The sequence below is a fragment of the Sodaliphilus pleomorphus genome, from assembly GCF_009676955.1.
Taxonomy (GTDB): domain Bacteria; phylum Bacteroidota; class Bacteroidia; order Bacteroidales; family Muribaculaceae; genus Sodaliphilus; species Sodaliphilus pleomorphus.
This window is the reverse complement of record NZ_CP045696.1, coordinates 602,953-619,921: the sequence shown is the minus strand read 5'-3', so window position 1 is coordinate 619,921 and position 16,969 is coordinate 602,953. Positions and strand designations below refer to the sequence as shown.

At 57.8% G+C, this 16,969-nt stretch carries 12 protein-coding genes; 3 read left to right on the top strand and 9 right to left on the bottom strand.

Annotated elements, in window-relative coordinates; genetic code table 11:
* Positions 1-81: 81 nt before the first annotated feature.
* Positions 82-1,101, bottom strand: coding sequence for a rod shape-determining protein (locus tag GF423_RS02535; protein WP_154326897.1), 1,020 nt, complete (start codon positions 1,099-1,101; stop codon positions 82-84).
* 17 nt (positions 1,102-1,118) lie between these two features.
* Positions 1,119-2,648 (bottom strand): bifunctional phosphoribosylaminoimidazolecarboxamide formyltransferase/IMP cyclohydrolase, encoded by a 1,530-nt coding sequence (gene purH / locus GF423_RS02530; protein WP_154326896.1) that lies wholly within the window; start codon positions 2,646-2,648, stop codon positions 1,119-1,121.
* A gap of 334 nt (positions 2,649-2,982) precedes the next feature.
* On the opposite strand from purH, the gene GF423_RS02525 reads away from it, so the two are divergent.
* Positions 2,983-4,185, top strand: a complete 1,203-nt coding sequence (locus tag GF423_RS02525) for a CobW family GTP-binding protein (protein WP_154326895.1) — start codon at positions 2,983-2,985, stop codon at positions 4,183-4,185.
* Positions 4,186-4,336: 151 nt separating this feature from the next.
* Here the strand turns inward: GF423_RS02525 and GF423_RS02520 are convergent, their stop codons facing one another.
* The 6 genes from GF423_RS02520 to GF423_RS02495 form a co-directional block, all read right to left on the bottom strand.
* The gene (locus GF423_RS02520) at positions 4,337-4,957 is read right to left on the bottom strand and encodes a deoxynucleoside kinase (protein WP_154326894.1); all 621 of its coding nucleotides are present in this window, start codon (positions 4,955-4,957) and stop codon (positions 4,337-4,339) included.
* A 58-nt stretch (positions 4,958-5,015) separates the two neighbouring features.
* Entirely contained in the window at positions 5,016-5,651 is a 636-nt protein-coding gene (locus GF423_RS02515) for a deoxynucleoside kinase (protein ID WP_154326893.1), read from the bottom strand.
* Between the two features lie 211 nt (positions 5,652-5,862).
* Positions 5,863-7,599: an acyl-CoA dehydrogenase family protein gene (locus tag GF423_RS02510; protein WP_154326892.1), complete on the bottom strand. Its 1,737-nt coding sequence runs from the start codon at positions 7,597-7,599 to the stop codon at positions 5,863-5,865.
* A 43-nt stretch (positions 7,600-7,642) separates the two neighbouring features.
* Positions 7,643-8,665, bottom strand: a complete 1,023-nt coding sequence (locus GF423_RS02505; protein ID WP_154326891.1) for an electron transfer flavoprotein subunit alpha/FixB family protein — start codon at positions 8,663-8,665, stop codon at positions 7,643-7,645.
* Positions 8,666-8,686: 21 nt separating this feature from the next.
* Positions 8,687-9,556 carry an electron transfer flavoprotein subunit beta/FixA family protein gene (locus GF423_RS02500; protein ID WP_154326890.1) on the bottom strand — a complete coding sequence of 290 codons (870 nt, stop codon included), beginning with the start codon at positions 9,554-9,556 and terminating at the stop codon, positions 8,687-8,689.
* Between the two features lie 203 nt (positions 9,557-9,759).
* Entirely contained in the window at positions 9,760-10,707 is a 948-nt protein-coding gene (locus GF423_RS02495; RefSeq protein WP_154326889.1) for an IS30 family transposase, read from the bottom strand.
* Between the two features lie 453 nt (positions 10,708-11,160).
* Here GF423_RS02495 and GF423_RS02490 point away from each other — a divergent pair, with 453 nt between their 5' ends.
* Both GF423_RS02490 and GF423_RS02485 read left to right on the top strand, forming a co-directional pair.
* Positions 11,161-11,931 (top strand): dihydroorotate dehydrogenase electron transfer subunit, encoded by a 771-nt coding sequence (locus GF423_RS02490; protein WP_154326888.1) that lies wholly within the window; start codon positions 11,161-11,163, stop codon positions 11,929-11,931.
* Positions 11,925-12,839 (top strand): dihydroorotate dehydrogenase, encoded by a 915-nt coding sequence (locus GF423_RS02485; RefSeq protein WP_154326887.1) that lies wholly within the window; start codon positions 11,925-11,927, stop codon positions 12,837-12,839. The genes GF423_RS02490 and GF423_RS02485 overlap by 7 nt, the downstream gene beginning before the upstream one ends.
* 251 nt (positions 12,840-13,090) lie before the next feature.
* On the opposite strand, the gene purL is transcribed toward GF423_RS02485, so the two are convergent.
* Positions 13,091-16,786, bottom strand: coding sequence for a phosphoribosylformylglycinamidine synthase (gene purL / locus GF423_RS02480; RefSeq protein ID WP_154326886.1), 3,696 nt, complete (start codon positions 16,784-16,786; stop codon positions 13,091-13,093).
* Between the last annotated feature and the right edge of the window lie 183 nt (positions 16,787-16,969).

Below are 16,969 nucleotides of genomic sequence, written 5' to 3'. Positions count from 1 at the left end.
GGTGGTGCGGGGCCGTTGCCTCCTGTGTTGTTGCCTCTCTCTCTTGCAGTAGGGTTGCATTGTGCCGCTTGCGGCGCAATGTCACCGCTTCAAGAACTTGAAATGCTTGATGTTTTTCAGTGCCACGCCAGTGCCCTTGGCCACTGCGTGCAACGGGTCTTCGGCCACGTGGAACTGGATGCCTATCTTGTCGGTCAAGCGCTTGTCCAAACCGCGCAGCAGAGCGCCGCCGCCAGCCAGATACACGCCGTTGCGCACGATGTCGGCATACAGCTCGGGCGGTGTCTGCTCCAGGGCGCTCAGCACGGCTGCCTCGATTTTGCTTATCGATTTCTCGATGCTGTGGCATATCTCCTGGTAGGACACGGGCACCTTCATGGGCAGGGCTGTCATCTGGTTGGGGCCGTCGACCACATAGTCTTCGGGCGGGTTCTCGAGCTCGGTCAGGGCCGAACCCACATTTATCTTGATGAGCTCGGCGGTGCGTTCGCCCACCTTCAGGTTGTGGGCACGGCGCATGTGCTCCTGTATATCCTCGGTGAGGTCGTCGCCGGCAATGCGTATGCTCTTGTTGCTCACAATGCCGCCCAGCGATATCACGGCAATCTCGGTAGTGCCGCCGCCTATGTCGACAATCATGTTGCCCTCGGGTGCAAGCACGTCGAGGCCTATGCCCAGGGCTGCTGCCATGGGCTCATATATCATGTACACGTCGCGGCCGCCGGCATGCTCGCTCGAGTCGCGCACGGCACGTATCTCCACCTCGGTCGAGCCCGAGGGTATGCACACCACCATGCGCAGCGAGGGTGAAAACCAGTGGTTCTTGGCACTCACTTTCTTGATCATGCCGCGTATCATGAGTTCGGCCGCGTTGAAGTCGGCAATCACGCCGTCGCGCAGCGGGCGCACCGTCTTGATGCCCTCGTGCACCTTGCCGCGCATTTCGCGGGCCTTCTCGCCCACGGCAATCATGCGCCCAGTTTTTGTGTCCATAGCCACTACCGATGGCTCATCGATCACGATCTTGTCGTTGTGGATAATGATCGTGTTGGCTGTTCCCAAGTCGACAGCAATCTCCTGTGTGAATGAGAATAATCCCATAATGTGTCGTTTCTATATTAATGTTTGAAGTGGCGCACTCCGGTCATCACCATGGCCACTCCGTTGTTGTTACAATAGTCTATACTCTCTTGGTCGCGTATCGAGCCGCCAGGTTGTATCACGGCTTCGATGCCGGCCTCGTGGGCGATCTTCACGCAGTCGCCGAAGGGGAAAAAGGCATCGCTGGCCATCACGGCTCCTTGCAGGTCTTGCTTGAAGCTGCGGGCCTTCTCGATGGCCTGTTTCAGGGCATCGACGCGCGAGGTTTGCCCGATGCCGCTGGCCAGCAGCATCTTGTTCTTGGCCAGCACGATGGCGTTGCTCTTGCTGTGCTTCACCACCTTGTTGGCAAATATCAGGTCTTGTGCCTGCTCGCTGGTCACAGCGGCTGTGGTGCACTGCTTGAGCTCGGCGGGCGTCTCCACGTGGGTGTCGCGTTCCTGCACGAGGGCGCCGTTGAGCACGGTGCGGCATTGCAGCCTGGGGCGCTCAAAGTCGTGCATCACCAGTATCACGCGGTTTTTCTTCTGCTCCAGGATGTGCAGGGCCTCGTCGGTGTAGCCGGGGGCAATGCACACCTCGATAAATATCTTGTTCATCTCCTGGGCGGTCTCGGCGTCGATCACGGCGTTGGCCACGTGCACGCCGCCATAGGCGCTCACCGGGTCGCCGGCCAGGGCGCACTTGAAGGCGTCGACCAGCTTGGGCCGCGAGGCGCAGCCGCAGGCGTTGTTGTGCTTCATGATCACAAAGGTGGTCTCGTCGAAGTCCTTTATCAGGTTGACTGCTGCATCGATGTCGAGGATGTTGTTGTAGGATATCTCCTTGCCGTGCAGCTGCGTGAACATTGCGTCGAAGTTGCCGAAGTAGCGGCCTTGCTGGTGCGGGTTCTCGCCGTAGCGCAGCTCCTTGCTCCCGTTCAAGGCCAGGCGCAGGGCGCTCATGCTGCCCTGGTCGAAGTAGTTGAAGATGTGACTGTCGTAGGCACTCGACACGGCAAAGGCCTCTCGTGCCAGCCACTGGCGTTGCTCAAGGGTGGTCACGGCCTGGCCGCCGTTGCTCTCGAGCATCTTCAACAGTGGGCCGTATTGTGCCCGCGAGGCCACGATGGCCACGTCGTTGAAGTTCTTGGCAGCCGCGCGTATGAGCGAAATGCCGCCTATGTCTATCTTCTCGATGATTTCCTGCTGGCTCGCACCGCTGGCCACTGTGTCCTCAAAGGGGTAGAGGTCGACGATCACAAGGTCGATTTCAGGAATCTCGTATTTTTCCATCTGCTCCTTGTCGCCTGTGTTGTCGCGACGGCCCAGGATGCCCCCAAACACCTTGGGGTGCAACGTTTTCACTCGGCCACCCAGTATCGACGGGTAGCCTGTGAGATCCTCAACTGCCTCGCAGGCATAGCCTGCCTGCTTTATAAACTGCTGGGTGCCCCCAGTCGAGAGAAATTTCACCCCGCTGGTGTTGAGTACTTTGAGAATGTCCTCAAGCCCGTCTTTGTGAAAGACCGAGATGAGGGCGGTTTTTATTTTTTTTGTTTCAGCCATATTCCTTGTTACATAACACCTGTGCATGGCCAATGCCCATGGAAACGATTGTTTCTGCTTGAAGTTCATCAACTTGTGAAGCTCTTTAGACTTAGCCTTGCAAATCAGACTACAAAATTATTAAATTTTACCCAATTGTGAGCTATTATCAGTCAATTAAAATCAAAGTTTTTACTTTTTAACAGTGCCCCCTGGCTTTGCATCGCTCTGCATTGCTGTGCCATAGCGGCAGACCTTGCTTTGGGCACGGTTTTTGCTATAATACGATTTATTCAATATCTTTGCGCCTGCAATTATCGACATTTATATATAAAAGAAGGAGGAAATCACAACAATGGATATCAAGCACATTCCGGTGCTCTTGCTCACCGGCTATCTTGGCAGCGGCAAGACCACCCTTGTCAACCGCATCTTGAGCAACAAGAAGGGAATAAAATTTGCCGTCATCGTCAACGACATTGGCGAGGTCAACATCGACGCCTCGCTCATCGAGAAGGGCGGCGTTGTGGGTAAAAACGACGACAGCCTCGTGGCATTGCAGAATGGCTGCATATGCTGCACCCTCAAGATGGATCTCGTGCAGCAATTGCAAGACATCGTGAATCTCAAGCGCTTCGACTATATCGTGATCGAGGCCAGCGGCATCTGCGAGCCGGCTCCCATTGCCCAGACCATCTGCTCCATCCCGCGTCTGGTGGGGCCCAAGATGACGCTCAACGGCATTGCGCGTCTCGACTGTATATGCACCGTGGTCGACGCCTTGCGCATGAAAGACGAGTTTGGTGCCGGCCAGGCACTCATGCGCAGCGACATTGCCGACGACGACATCGAGAACCTCGTGATCCAGCAACTCGAGTTCTGCAACATTGTGCTGCTCAACAAGGCCTCGATGGTCGAGCCTGCCGAGCTCGAGCGCATCAAGCAGATTGTGCACGCCATTCAGCCCGCAGCCCAAATCATTGCCTGCGACTACGGCGACGTCGATCTCGACAAGATCATCAACACCCGCATGTTCAACTTCGACAAGGTGGCCACCTCGGCAGCCTGGATAAGCAACATGATCGACGGTGCGCCCCACAACGACCACGACAGCCATGAGCACGACGGCGAGCACCATCACCATCACGACCATGACCACGAGGGCGGCGAGGTCGAGGAGTATGGCATAGGCACCTATGTGTATTACCGCCGTCCGGCCTTCAACCTTGCCAAGTTTGACGACTTCGTGGCCAATCGCTGGCCCCGTGGCGTGATACGTGCCAAGGGCATGTGCTACTTCAGCGACGACCCCGACAAGTGTCTGCTCTTTGAGCAGGCCGGCAGGCAGAAGACCATAAAAGACGCCGGCCTGTGGTGCGCCACCGCCCCCGAGGCCGAGCTGCGCGACATGATGGCACGCGACCCGCAGCTCAGGCGCGACTGGGACGACACCTATGGCGACCGTATGGAGAAAATCGTGTTCATAGGCCAGCACCTCGACCGCGAGGCCATAGCCCGCGAGCTCGACAAGTGCCTGGAGTACACCTTCGAGCCCTGAGCAGCCCGTGTCGTGTGTGGGCCTCTTGAGCTTGAAACACGTGAATGAAAAGCGAGGGGGCGGCAGCGTGCTTGCATTGAGCACACTGCCGCCCCTGTTGGTTGTATGTTTTCTTCTCATGCCTGGGCGAGGGCAGGGTGCCGCCCCGACACTACACCTCGGGGAAGAGGCTGAAAAGGCGGCTGTCGATCATGTCGGTCACCTTGCGGAAGTCCTCGGCGCTTTCCTCAAATTTCACCTTGTCGCCGTCTACAATCACCAGGTTGCCCGTGTAGGTCGCTATCCAGTCCTCGTAGCGCTGGTTGAGCCCCTTGAGGTAGTCGAGACGCATCGTCTGCTCATAGTCGCGCCCGCGCTTCTGGATGTGACTCACCAGGTTGGGCACCGACGAGCGTATGTACACCATCAAGTCGGGCAGCTTCACCAGCGACATCATCAGGTCGAACAGGTCGCTGTAGTTGTCGAAGTCGCGGTCGCTCATGAGCCCCATGTCGTGCAGGTTGGGGGCAAAGATGCGCGCGTCTTCAAAGATGGTGCGGTCTTGAATCACCGTCTCCTTGCTGCGCGATATCTCCACCACGTCGCGAAAACGCTTGTTCAAGAAATAAATCTGCAAGTTAAACGACCAGCGGGCCATGTCCTGGTAGTAGTCCTCAAGATAGGGGTTGTTGTCGACTGGCTCATATTGCGGCGTCCAGCCGTAGCGCTTGGCCAGCATCTTGGTGAGCGTCGTCTTGCCGCTGCCTATGTTTCCTGCAATTGCTATATGCATCGTTGTAATATGTGTGTGGTTAAGTTTTTGTTTTGATGTTGTGTTGACTATCGGGGGGCTACGGGTTGTCGGGCCTGCCGCTGAAGAGCCCGAACAGCTGACCGTCGATGCGGTTGATGATGGCTGCCATGTCTCTGGCATTGTGCTTGAAGTCGATATTGTCGACTTCCACCACCATCTTGCGCCCCGTGTACTTGTTGAAGACAAAGTCCTCGTAGCGCTCGTTCAGGTTGGTCAAGTAGTCGAGCGGCATCTTCTGCTCATAGCTGCGGGCGCGCCTCTCGATGTTCTCCACCAGGTGCGTCACCGAGGCCCGCAGGTAGATCATTAAGTCGGGCAGGCGCACCACGCTCATCATGTCGTCGAAGAGCTCCATATAGGTCTCAAAGTCTCGCTGCGAGAGGTTGCCCATGGCGTGGTTGCAGGCTGTGAACACATACACGCCCTCATAGATGCTGCGGTCTTGAATGATCGTCTTGCTCGACTGGTTGATGAGCAGCAGGTCGCGGAAACGCTCTTTCAGGAAGAATACCTCCATGTTGAACGACCACCGCTTCAAGTCGCGGTAGTAATCCTCCAGGTAGGGGTTGTACTCTACCTGCTCAAAACGCGGCTCCCAGCCATAATGGTGCGCCAGCATCTTGGTGAGCGTCGTCTTGCCGCTGCCTATGTTGCCTGCAATTACGATGTGCATTGTATCTCGTTGGGTGTATTGGTGCAACAAAGATAGCCAAAAATTTTTACATTCCCGGTCACATTGCCTGCTAATCGGCCTTTGTGTAGAAGAAATATATTTGGCTCCCGCCGCGGGGAGGTGTGACCACACAAGAGAAGGCGGCGCCTGCAAGTGTGCATGCAGGTGCCGCCTCTCACTATGGTTGCGGTGTGTGTGGCGATTGCAGCCTTCAGGCTTGGGCCTCGCCGCTGTTGTCGTCCTGGGCGCGGAAGTTGGCCAGGTCGCTGGCGTCGAAGTGCTTGATGTAGCAGTGGTGTCCCACGCACTCCTCCTCGGCCATGCGCACATACACGTTGGCGCTCTTGGCAAAGAGCTCGCTGCAACGGCTGGCATCGTCCACGATGAGCAGCGACATGATGATGTCGGCCGTCATGTCATAGAGGCGGCGTGCCAGGAAGTCGTGCAGCTCGTTGTTGCCGGCCTGCTTCACCGTGTCGACAGCATCGCTGTAGAGCTTCACCAGGCCCTCGATGCGGGCCATGAGGGGCTTCATCTCGTCGCTGGGCTGTGCCTGCTCGAGCATTTCTTGCATGATAGCCAGGTAGGTGCCGTTGGTCACATAGCGTATGGCGGCCACCACCTGCAGCTGGGTCGTGCCCTCATAGATAGAGAAGATGCGGGCGTCGCGGTACAGGCGTTGGCACTTGTACTCCATGATGAAGCCACTGCCGCCGTGTATCGAGATGGCGTCGTAGGCATTCTGGCTGGCATACTCGCTGTTCATGCCCTTGGCCAGTGGCGTGAAGGCATCGGCCAGGCGCTGGTAGCGCTTCATCTCCTGACGCTCGGCGGGCTCGAGCTTGCGGTCGCGCGATATGTCCTCGAGGGCCTTGTAGAGGTCGACGTAGCGGGCCGTCTGGTACAGCATCGAGCGGCCGGCGTCGAGCTTGGCTTTCATGCGGCTCAGCATGTCGTACACGGCCGGGAATGTGATGATTTTTTTGCCAAACTGGGCACGTTCCTTGGCATAGGCCAGTGCCTCGTTGTAGGCTTCCTGCTCCACACCCACGCTTTGGGCGGCAATGCCCAGACGGGCGCCGTTCATCAGGGCCATCACATACTTGATGAGGCCCAAGCGGGTGCTGCCGCACAGCTCGGCTTTGGCATTCTTAAACACCAGCTCGCATGTGGGCGAGCCGTGAATGCCCAGCTTGTTCTCGATGTGGCGCACTGTGACGCCGCCGTTGTGCTTGTCGTAGATAAACATCGACAGGCCGCGGCCGTCGTGGGTGCCGGCCTCGCTGCGGGCAAGCACCAGGTGGATGTCGCTGTCGCCGTTGGTGATGAAGCGCTTCACGCCATTCAGGCGCCATGTGCCGTCGCTGTCTTGCGTGGCCTTGAGCATCACACGCTGCAGGTCGCTGCCGGCGTCGGGCTCGGTGAGGTCCATGCTCATGGTCTCGCCGGCGCACACGCGCGGTATGTACTTGGCCCGCTGCTCCTCGCTGCCAAACTCGTAGAGGGTGTCGATGCACGATTGCAGGCTCCACACGTTCTGGAAGCCGGCGTCGGCGGCACTCACCACCTCGCTCAGCATCGAGAACACGATGTTGGGGATGTTCAGGCCCCCGTAGCGGCGGGGCATCGAGATGCCCCACAAGCCAGCCTTGCGGGTGGCGTCGAGGTTCTCATAGGTCTTGCTGGCATATTTCATGCGCCCGTTTTCCAAGTGCGGGCCTTCAAGGTCGACTGCCTCGCTGTTGGGCTCGATGATGTTGGCGGCAATGTCGCCGGCAATGTCGAGCGTGCGCTTGTAGTTTTCGATGGCGTCGTCGTAGTCGACGGGCGCATCGGCGTAGGTCTGGGCGTCGACATAATTTTTCTCCTTGAGCTCCACTATGCGCTTCATGAGCGGATGGTTGAGGTGGAACTCGATTTCAGGGTGATCACTATAATAATTTGCCATTGTTGTCTGCTTTTGGTCGTGACACTTGGTCACGAGATTGGGATTACTTACTGTTTTGCTTGTAATACTTTATGAGCTTGGGCACCACTTCCTCGACGGTGCCGTTTATCACATAGTCGGCAATCTTGTTGATGGGGGCGTCGGGGTCGCTGTTGACCGAGATGATGATACCGGCGTCTTGCATGCCTGCAATGTGCTGTATCTGGCCCGAGATGCCGCAAGCGATGTACACCTTGGGGTGTACGGTCACGCCTGTCTGGCCCACCTGCCGGTCGTGGTCGACCCAGCCGGCATCGACGGCGGCGCGGCTGGCACCCACCTCGGCGTGCAGCTCCTTGGCCAGCTGGAAGAGCATGTCGAAGCCCTCCTTGCTGCCCATGCCGTAGCCGCCGGCCACCACTATCGAGGCGCCCTTGAGGTTGTTTTTGGAGGCCTCCACATGGCGGTCGATCACCTTCACCACATAGTCGGTCTCGGGCACATACTTGGCCACATCGGGATACTCCACCTGGCCCTTGGCCTGGCCCTTGTACAGGGCTTTCTGCATCACGCCCGAGCGCACGGTGGCCATCTGCGGCCGATGGTCGGGGTTGACGATGGTGGCCACGATGTTGCCGCCAAAGGCGGGCCTTATCTGGTAGAGCAGGTGCTCGTAGTGCTTGCCTGTCTTCACGTCGTCATAGTCGCCTATCTCGAGTTGAGTGCAGTCGGCAGTGAGGCCGCTGGTGAGCGACGACGACACGCGCGGTCCCAGGTCGCGGCCTATCACGGTGGCACCCATCAAGGCGATTTGTGGCTTCTCGGCCTTGAACAGGTTCACCAGGATGTCGGTGTGAGGCGCCGATGTGTAGGGAAACAGCCCCTCGGCGTCAAAGACCCACAACTTGTCGACCCCATAGGGCAGAATCTGGTCCTCTACTTGGCCCTTGATGCCTGTGCCGGCCACCACGGCCTCGAGGTCGACGCCCAGCTCGCTGGCGAGCTTGCGCCCTTTGGTGAGCAATTCTTGAGATACCTCGGCAACAGTAGTGCCTTCAATCTCGCAATATACAAATACGTTATTCATTTCCAGTGTCTACTACTACTATTAACCTATTATCTTTTCTGCCAGCAGCTCCTTGACGAGGCTGTTCACGTCCTCGTCGCTGCCAGTCAGGGTCTTGTTCTCCTTGGCTTGGAACACGATGTTTTGCACCTGTTTCACCTTGGTGGGCGAGCCACTCAGGCCGCACTGGGTTGCGTCGCCCTTCACGTCGGCCACGCTCCACTGGTTCAGGGTCAGGTAGTCGCGCTCTTCATAGAGCTTGCTCCAGGGCTCCTTGCCGGTGCGCTCCATGGGGCAGGTAGCACGCTTGTATTTCATCACCAGCTTGGCGTTGCAAGGGCGGCAGGGTGCTGCGCTGCCGTTGACGGTGATCACCACTGGCAACGGGGCTTCTACAGTCTCCACGCCGCCGTCGATGTGACGGCGTATCGTGGCCACGCCGCCGTCGATCTTCACAATCTCCTCGGCATAGGTCACTTGGTTCAGCCCCAGCTTCTGTGCCACTTGCGGGCCCACCTGGGCCGTGTCGCCGTCGATAGCCTGGCGGCCGCCTATCACGATGTCGACCTTGCCTATGTTCTTGATGGCTGTGGCCAGCGCGTAGCTTGTGGCCAGCGTGTCGGCCCCGGCAAAGAGACGGTCGGTGAGCAGCCAGCCTGTGTCGGCTCCGCGATACAGGCCCTGGCGTATGATCTCGCCAGCACGTGGCGGGCCCATCGTGAGCACGCCTACTTTGGTTCCCGGAAACTGGTCTTTCAAGCGCAATGCTTGCTCCAGGGCGTTTAAATCTTCGGGGTTGAAGATAGCAGGCAGCGCGGCGCGATTGATCGTGCCGTCGGCCTTCATTGCATCTTTGCCAACGTTGCGAGTGTCGGGCACTTGCTTAGCCAGCACAATGATATTTAAACTCATAGAATCGAAAATAATATATTTTTTATATAAAATTTTTAGTTTTCTGTCTTCTCTCGCCACTACGTGCAAACCATGCACTTCGTGCCTTTTTCAAACTGCAAAGTTACTCAAAACTGACTACAAAGCCAAAGCAACGCCCTTTATTAATGATTATTAATAGTAACAATGCCTTGGCGGATTCCAGAAGCAAGTGCAAAGTTACGCTATTTTTCTTTAATCATGTCTTTGGGCTTGCGAAATCCGTTTTTCTTTCTTGGCCTGTTGTTTAATTTTTCGATGATGCTCTTGACATATAGCCTTGAAATACCCCTAAAGTCCGTCTTCTTCGGAATATATTGCCTGATGAGCCCGTTCATGTTCTCGATGGCTCCCTTCTCCCACGAGCAGTACGGATGTGCGAAGTAAACTTTCGTGTTAAGTTCCCTCGCAATGATTTCGTGTGCGGCAAACTCCGGCCCGTTGTCTGTCGTTATCGACCTTACAGGCAGCCCGCTCTCCCGTATGAGTCTCACCACGGCGTTTGCCAGTGGAACGGCCTGCTTTCCCGTATCGAGTTTCTCCATGAGCATAAAGCAGCTCTTCCTCTCCACCAGAGTAACGATGGCACCTTTACCTTCTTTTCCGACAATGGTGTCCATCTCCCAGTCTCCTATGGTCTGTCCATAGTCCGTTTCCGGTCTTTCGTCAATGGAGAGGCGGTTGGGAATATGCGCCTTGGTGGTAAGCAAGGACTTTTGCCTTGGTCTGCCTCCATGCCTGAGGTGCTTTCGGATGTTGTCCCCATAATGTGGGGAAAGGGCCGCTATCCAGTTGTATATGGTTGACTTGGACACCGTGATGCCCTCTTTCTTGCCAAGCCAGCCGGCGACTTCCTCCGGCGACCACTGCTCCTTACGGATAAGTTCAAAAACACGGCTGCGTACATAGGGAGCGATACGGCGATTGCCCGGTGTCCTGGCCTTACGCCGTTTGACTTTCAATACGGCCGCACGTGCGTCATAAACGCCTTTAGCATTAGCATTACGCCTTCGCTCACGAGAAACCGTGCTTACTGACACACCAATAGTCTCGGCTATGAAACTAAGTGAGAATTTCTTTTGGAGTAGCACACTTATTGTGTATCTTTGCTCCGAGGTTAATTGTTTATACATTGCAATACAAAATTAATTAATCTTAGGGAGGGGAACGAAAGATCTCCTCTTTTTTCGTATTGCTTAAGTTATCCGCCAATGCTCTTTGGGGGCTTCGCGCCCCCAGCCGCAAGGCAAACCTCCGCGGTGTTTTTCATGTTTTAATGCACCACAGAGTTTTGCACTTCTAATTGGAATTAGCACTTGCCTGCACAAAAATTACAAAACTGTGCAGTTGCGGCAATAAAGTTACTTTTTTTAACACGCCTTGCACCTTTGCTTCGGCTCTGCACGCGGCGTCTCGGGAATGTCAAAATCAAAAACAAGTTATTGATTTTGCATTTCGCTCGACTTGCAGTAATTTTGAATAAATCACGCGGCGTCTCGGGAATGTCAAAATCAAAAACAAGTTATTGATTTTGCATTTCGCTCGACTTGCAGTAATTTTGCAAAAAGATTTTAAAATTGCACGCAATGACACAAAAGGCTGTAATGGATTTCACCGTCGAGCACAATGTGGCGCTCTCGCCGCAGTGCTCTCTGCTCAAGCTCACCCCACTTGGCGGCACGCTGCCCGACATTGCACCCGGCCAGTTTGTGCAGGTTGAGGTGCCCAACTCCAAGACTACCTACTTGCGGCGTCCTATCTCGGTCAACTATGTGCAGGACCAGGAGCTGTGGCTGCTCGTGCGCCGCGCCGGCGCCGGCACGGCCGCGCTGTGCGATAGCCTGCAGGGGGCCAGGCTCAACCTGGTGTTGCCCTTGGGGCGCGGCTTCACGACAAGTCTCGACGGCCACGAGCGCATTCTGCTTGTGGGCGGCGGTGTGGGAGTGGCGCCGCTGCTGCAACTGGGCAAGGTGCTCAAGGACCAAGGCCGGCAGGTGCACTTCCTGCTGGGAGCCCGCACTGCTGCCGATGTGCTCGAGCTCGACCTGTTCCAGGCCATAGGGCCGGTTGATGTGGCTACCGAAGACGGCTCGATGGGCGAGCGCGGCTTTGTGACCCAGCACTCGGTGCTGAGCAGGCCTGTGGATCACATTGCATGTTGCGGACCACTGCCCATGATGAAGGCTGTGGCTGCCATTGCCAGAGAGCGAGGCATCGATTGCGAGGTGTCGCTCGAGAACATGATGGCTTGCGGCCTGGGTGCCTGCTTGTGCTGCGTGGAGGACACGCGAGATGAGGGCAACGTGTGTGTGTGCAAGGAAGGTCCTGTATTTAACATAAATCGACTCAAATGGTAGACTTAAGTGTAAACATAGGCAAGCTGAAGCTTAAAAACCCGGTCATGACGGCATCGGGCACCTTCGGCTACGGTGAGGAATATGCCGACTTCGTCGACCTCTCACGCCTGGGCGGCATCGTGGTCAAGGGCACTACGCTACACCCCCGCCAGGGCAATCCCTATCCACGCATGGTGGAGACTCCCAGTGGCATGCTCAATGCCGTGGGCTTGCAAAACAAGGGGGTGGATTACTTCATTTCCCACATCTATCCCCGCATCAAGGATCTCGACACTCGCATCGTGGTCAACGTGAGCGGCGCCTGCGAGGCCGACTATGCCGCCGTGTGCAGCAAGCTCGACGCCCTCGAGCACGTGGCGGCCGTCGAGATCAACATCTCTTGCCCCAATGTGAAGCAGGGTGGCATGACCTTTGGCACCACTGTGGCCGGTGCACAGGCTGTGACCCGTGCGGCCCGTAAGGCCTACCACGGCACCATGATAGTGAAACTCACCCCCAATGTCACCGACGTGGCTCAGATTGCCTGTGCCGTGGAAGACGAGGGCGCCGATGCCGTGTCGCTCACCAACACCTTCTTGGGCATGGCTATCGACGTTGAGCGCCAGCGCCCCTGCTTGTCGACCATCACGGGCGGCCTCTCGGGCGCCTGCATCAGGCCCATCGCCGTGCGCATGGTGTGGCAAGTGGCCCAGGCAGTGAAAATCCCTGTTGTGGGCCTGGGCGGTATCATGAACGGCCGCGACGCCGTCGAGTTTATGCTTGCCGGAGCCACAGCTGTGCAGATAGGCACTGCCAATTTTATCGACCCCCTGGTCACCGTCAAGGCCGTCGACTGGATTGAGCATTACCTTGAGCGCCACGGCATGCACAGCGCCCGTGAGCTCATAGGTGCCATGCATCAAGCCTGAACCGTGTGCCCGCGCTTCATGCCTCTACGGCAAGCTGTGTAGGTTGTTATTACTAGTTGTTATTACTATTATTTCCCTCTATAGAGAGCATTGCATTGCGAGTCGATTGCTTCGCAATGTTTTTTTTATTTTCTTCAGTTTCATGCCCAGCGGGCAGGAAAAAAGCAGGAGATGAATACCGATACTGGTGTTCACCTCCTGCTCGATTGTTTCTCACTTGTGTCACCGCGTCAGGCTGCGGGTGGAGTGTCTCACTTGCGAGTGTGCTCCTCGATCCAATGCTTGGCGTTGACAAAGGCTTGTATCCACGGGGTCACCTCGTCGTGCCGGTGCGACTCGGGGTAGTAGGCGCATTGCCAGGGGAAGATGGCGCGCTCGAGGTGGGGCATCATGGCCAGGTGGCGTCCGTCGGGCGAGGCAATGCCGGCGATGCCGCGGGGCGAGCCGTTGGGGTTGCCGGGATAGCTGCGGTAGTTGTACTGAGCCACGATGTTGTACTTGTCGGGGCCTTCGGGCAGGTTGAACTTGCCCTCGCCGTGGGCCACCCATATGCCCAGCTTGCTGCCGGCCAGGTTGGAGAACATGACCGAGTTGTTGGGCGGAATGACGAGGCCCAGGAAGGCCGATTCAAACTTGTGGCTGTCGTTGTGGTCCATGTGCGGGCGGCTGGCGTAGTCGGGATTGAGCAGGTTGAGCTCGATCATCACCTGGCAACCGTTGCATATGCCCAGGCTCAGCGTGTCGTCGCGCTTGTAGAAGTTGTCGAGGGCGCGGCGGGCCTTCTCGTTCCACACAAAGCCGCTGGCCCAGCCCTTGGCGCTGCCCAGCACATCGCTGTTGGAGAAGCCGCCGCAGAAGACGATCATGTTCACGTCGTCGAGTGTCTCGCGGCCGCTCATGAGGTCGGTCATGTGCACGTCTTTCACATCGAAGCCGGCATAGTAGAGCGAGTAGGCCATCTCGCGCTCACCGTTCACGCCCTTGTCGCGCACGATGGCGGCCTTGATGCCTGTGGTGCCGTGCTTGAAGCCCTCGATGCCCAGGCTGGCAGCCTTTCCGGTCCAGCCTTGCGGCAGACGCCAGCGCAGCGGCTGCTTCTTGTAGTTCTCAAAGCGAGCCTTGGCCTGCTTGTTGCCACTTTGGTCGCAGTCGAGCAGGTAGCTGCTCTTGTACCACACGTCGCGCAGGTAATCGATGAAGAGCATGTGCTGCTTGCCGTTGCGCGTTAGGGTGATGGTGCGCTCGGCGGCGGGCTGGCCCAGGCACAGGAATTTCACCCCTTGGCTGGCGAGCAGGTGCTCCACCTTGCTGCAGTGGTTGGCAGCCACTTGTATCACAATGGCGGGGTTCTCGGCAAAGAGTATCTTCACGGGGTCGCTCTCGTCGAAGCCGTCGAGGTCGATGTCGAGTCCGCCCTTGGTGTTGGCAAAGGTCATCTCGAGCAGGGTGGTGAGCAAGCCGCCGGCGCTCACGTCGTGGGCGGCGAGCAACAGGTCGCTGGTCACAAGCTGCTGCACGGCGGCAAAGGCTGTGGCAAAGTGCTGTGCGCTCTTCACACCGGGGGCTTTCTTTCCTATGGCGCCCAGGGCCTGGTACAGGGCCGAGCCACCCAGCTCAAGCGGTGTGCCCGAGAAATCAATGTAGTAGAGGTTGCTTTTCTTGAGTTGCAGCACGGGGCTCACGGTCTTTTTCACGTCGCTCACCTGGCCGGCTGCCGAGATGATGACGGTGCCCGGGGCGAGCACTTTCTTGCGCCCATAGGTCTGTGTCATCGAGAGGCTGTCTTTGCCAGTGGGAATGTTGATGCCCAGGGCGATGGCAAAGTCGGAGCAGGCCTGCACGGCACGGTACAGGGCGGCGTCCTCGCCCTGGTTGCGGCAGGGCCACATCCAGTTGGCGCTCAGCGACACAGCCTCAAGGCCGCCGGCAAGGTTGGCGCCGGCAAGGTTGGTGAGTGCCTCGGCTATCGAGAGCACACTGCCGGCCGCCGGGTCGATGAGGCCAGCCTGCGGGGCGTGGCCTATCGAGGTGGCAATGCCGCTGGTGCCGGTGTAGTCGAGGGCCACCACGCCACAGTCGCTCAAGGGCAACTGCAGTTGGCCCTGGCACTGCTGGCGGGCCACTTTGCCCGTCACCGAACGGTCGACCTTGTTGGTGAGCCAGTCTTTGCAGGCCACGGCCTCAAGCTGGAGCACGGTGGCAATGTAGCTGTCGAGCTGCGCGATGCTGGTTGCGGCATCCTTGTAGTGGTGCACCTTGGTCACGTCGGTCATCACGGTCTTGGGCGAGCTGCCAAACATGTCGTGCATGCCCAGGTCGATGGGCTTCACGCCGTCGGCCTGCTCAAAGACGAAGCGGTCGTCGCCGGTGCACTCGCCCACTACATAGAAGGGGGCGCGCTCGCGCTGTGCTATCTTGTGAATGTAGTCGAGGTCTTTCTCATGAGCCACAAAGCCCATGCGCTCTTGCGACTCGTTGCCTATGATTTCTTTCGACGAGAGGGTGGGGTCGCCCACGGGCAGCTTGCTCATGTCGATGTGGCCGCCAGTGTCTTCTACCAGTTCCGAGAGGGCGTTGAGATGGCCGCCAGCCCCGTGGTCGTGTATCGACACGATGGGATTGCGCTCGTCCTCGCTCATGGCGCGTATCACGTTGGCCACACGCTTCTGCATCTCGGGATTGGCACGCTGCACGGCGTTGAGCTCGATGCTGTTGTCATACTGGCCGGTGTTGACGCTGCTCACGGCACCGCCGCCCATACCTATGCGGTAGTTGTCGCCGCCCATCACCACCACTTTCTCGCCGGCTTGGGGCGTGCCCTTGATGGCATCGCGCTTGGCGGCATAGCCCACGCCGCCGGCCAGCATGATGACCTTGTCGTAGGCCCACTGCCTGTTGCCCTCCTGGTGCTCAAAGGTGAGCAGCGAGCCGCACACCAGCGGCTGGCCAAACTTGTTGCCGAAGTCGCTGGCGCCGTTGGAGGCCTTGATGAGTATTTGCTCGGGTGTCTGGTACAGCCAGGGGCGTGGAGGCATGGTGCACTGCTCCCACAGGCGCTGTGCCTCGGTGCGCGGATAGCTGGTCATGTACACAGCTGTGCCGGCCAGGGGCAGGCTGGCCCGGCCGCCGCCCAGGCGGTCGCGTATCTCGCCGCCGCTGCCCGTGGCAGCCCCGTTGAAGGGCTCTACCGTGGTGGGGAAGTTGTGGGTCTCGGCCTTGAGCGATATCACTGCATCTATGTCCTTCACCTGGAAGTAGTCGGGACGGTCGGGGTGGGCGGGAGCAAACTGCTCGATGCTCGGGCCCTCGAGGAAGGCCACATTGTCCTTGTAGGCCGATATCACCCTGTTGGGATGCTCGCGGGTGGTTTTCTTGATCAGGCCGAAGAGCGACACCGGCATCTCCTTGCCGTCGATGATGAATGTGCCGCCAAATATCTTGTGACGGCAATGCTCACTGTTGACTTGAGAGAAGCCGAAGACCTCGCTGTCGGTGAGCGGGCGCCCCAGGCGTTGGGCCAGTCCCTTGAGGTAGTCGACCTCCTCGGGGCTCAAGGCCAGTCCCTCTTGCTCGTTGTAGCGTTCTATGTCGTCGATATACACGATGGGGTCGGGGGTCTTGGTCACTTTGAAAATGTCGCCGTCGAGCACGTGGTACACGCGCTGCAGCATCTTGTCGTAGCGTGGCTCCTTGTCGCGCGTGGAGGTGAACTCCTCGATGCGGGCGATGCCCGTCATGGCCATGTTCTGGGTGATCTCGACGGCGTTGGTGCTCCATGGCGTGATCATCTCGCGCCTGGGTCCTATGAAGGTGCCCCGCAACGTGTCGTCGTTCACTCGCTGGCCGCCCAGCAGCCATTCCAGTTTCTTTACTTCAGTGGGTGAAAGAGCGTGGTCGGCATCGACCGCATAGATGGTTTTCGCTCCTTTTTTGAAGAATGTGATCATATTCCTTGTGATATGTGTGGATTGTTGAGAATCTTGATTCCGCCCACAAAATTACTTAAATCTCATGGCAATAAAAAGCAATTGCCTTTGGTTTTTTTCGTTTTATTGTCGCTGCCGTTGTTCCACCACTCTCTGCCAGGGCGGGCACAAAAGAAAACTGCCCGCGCCGCACAGTGGCGGCTC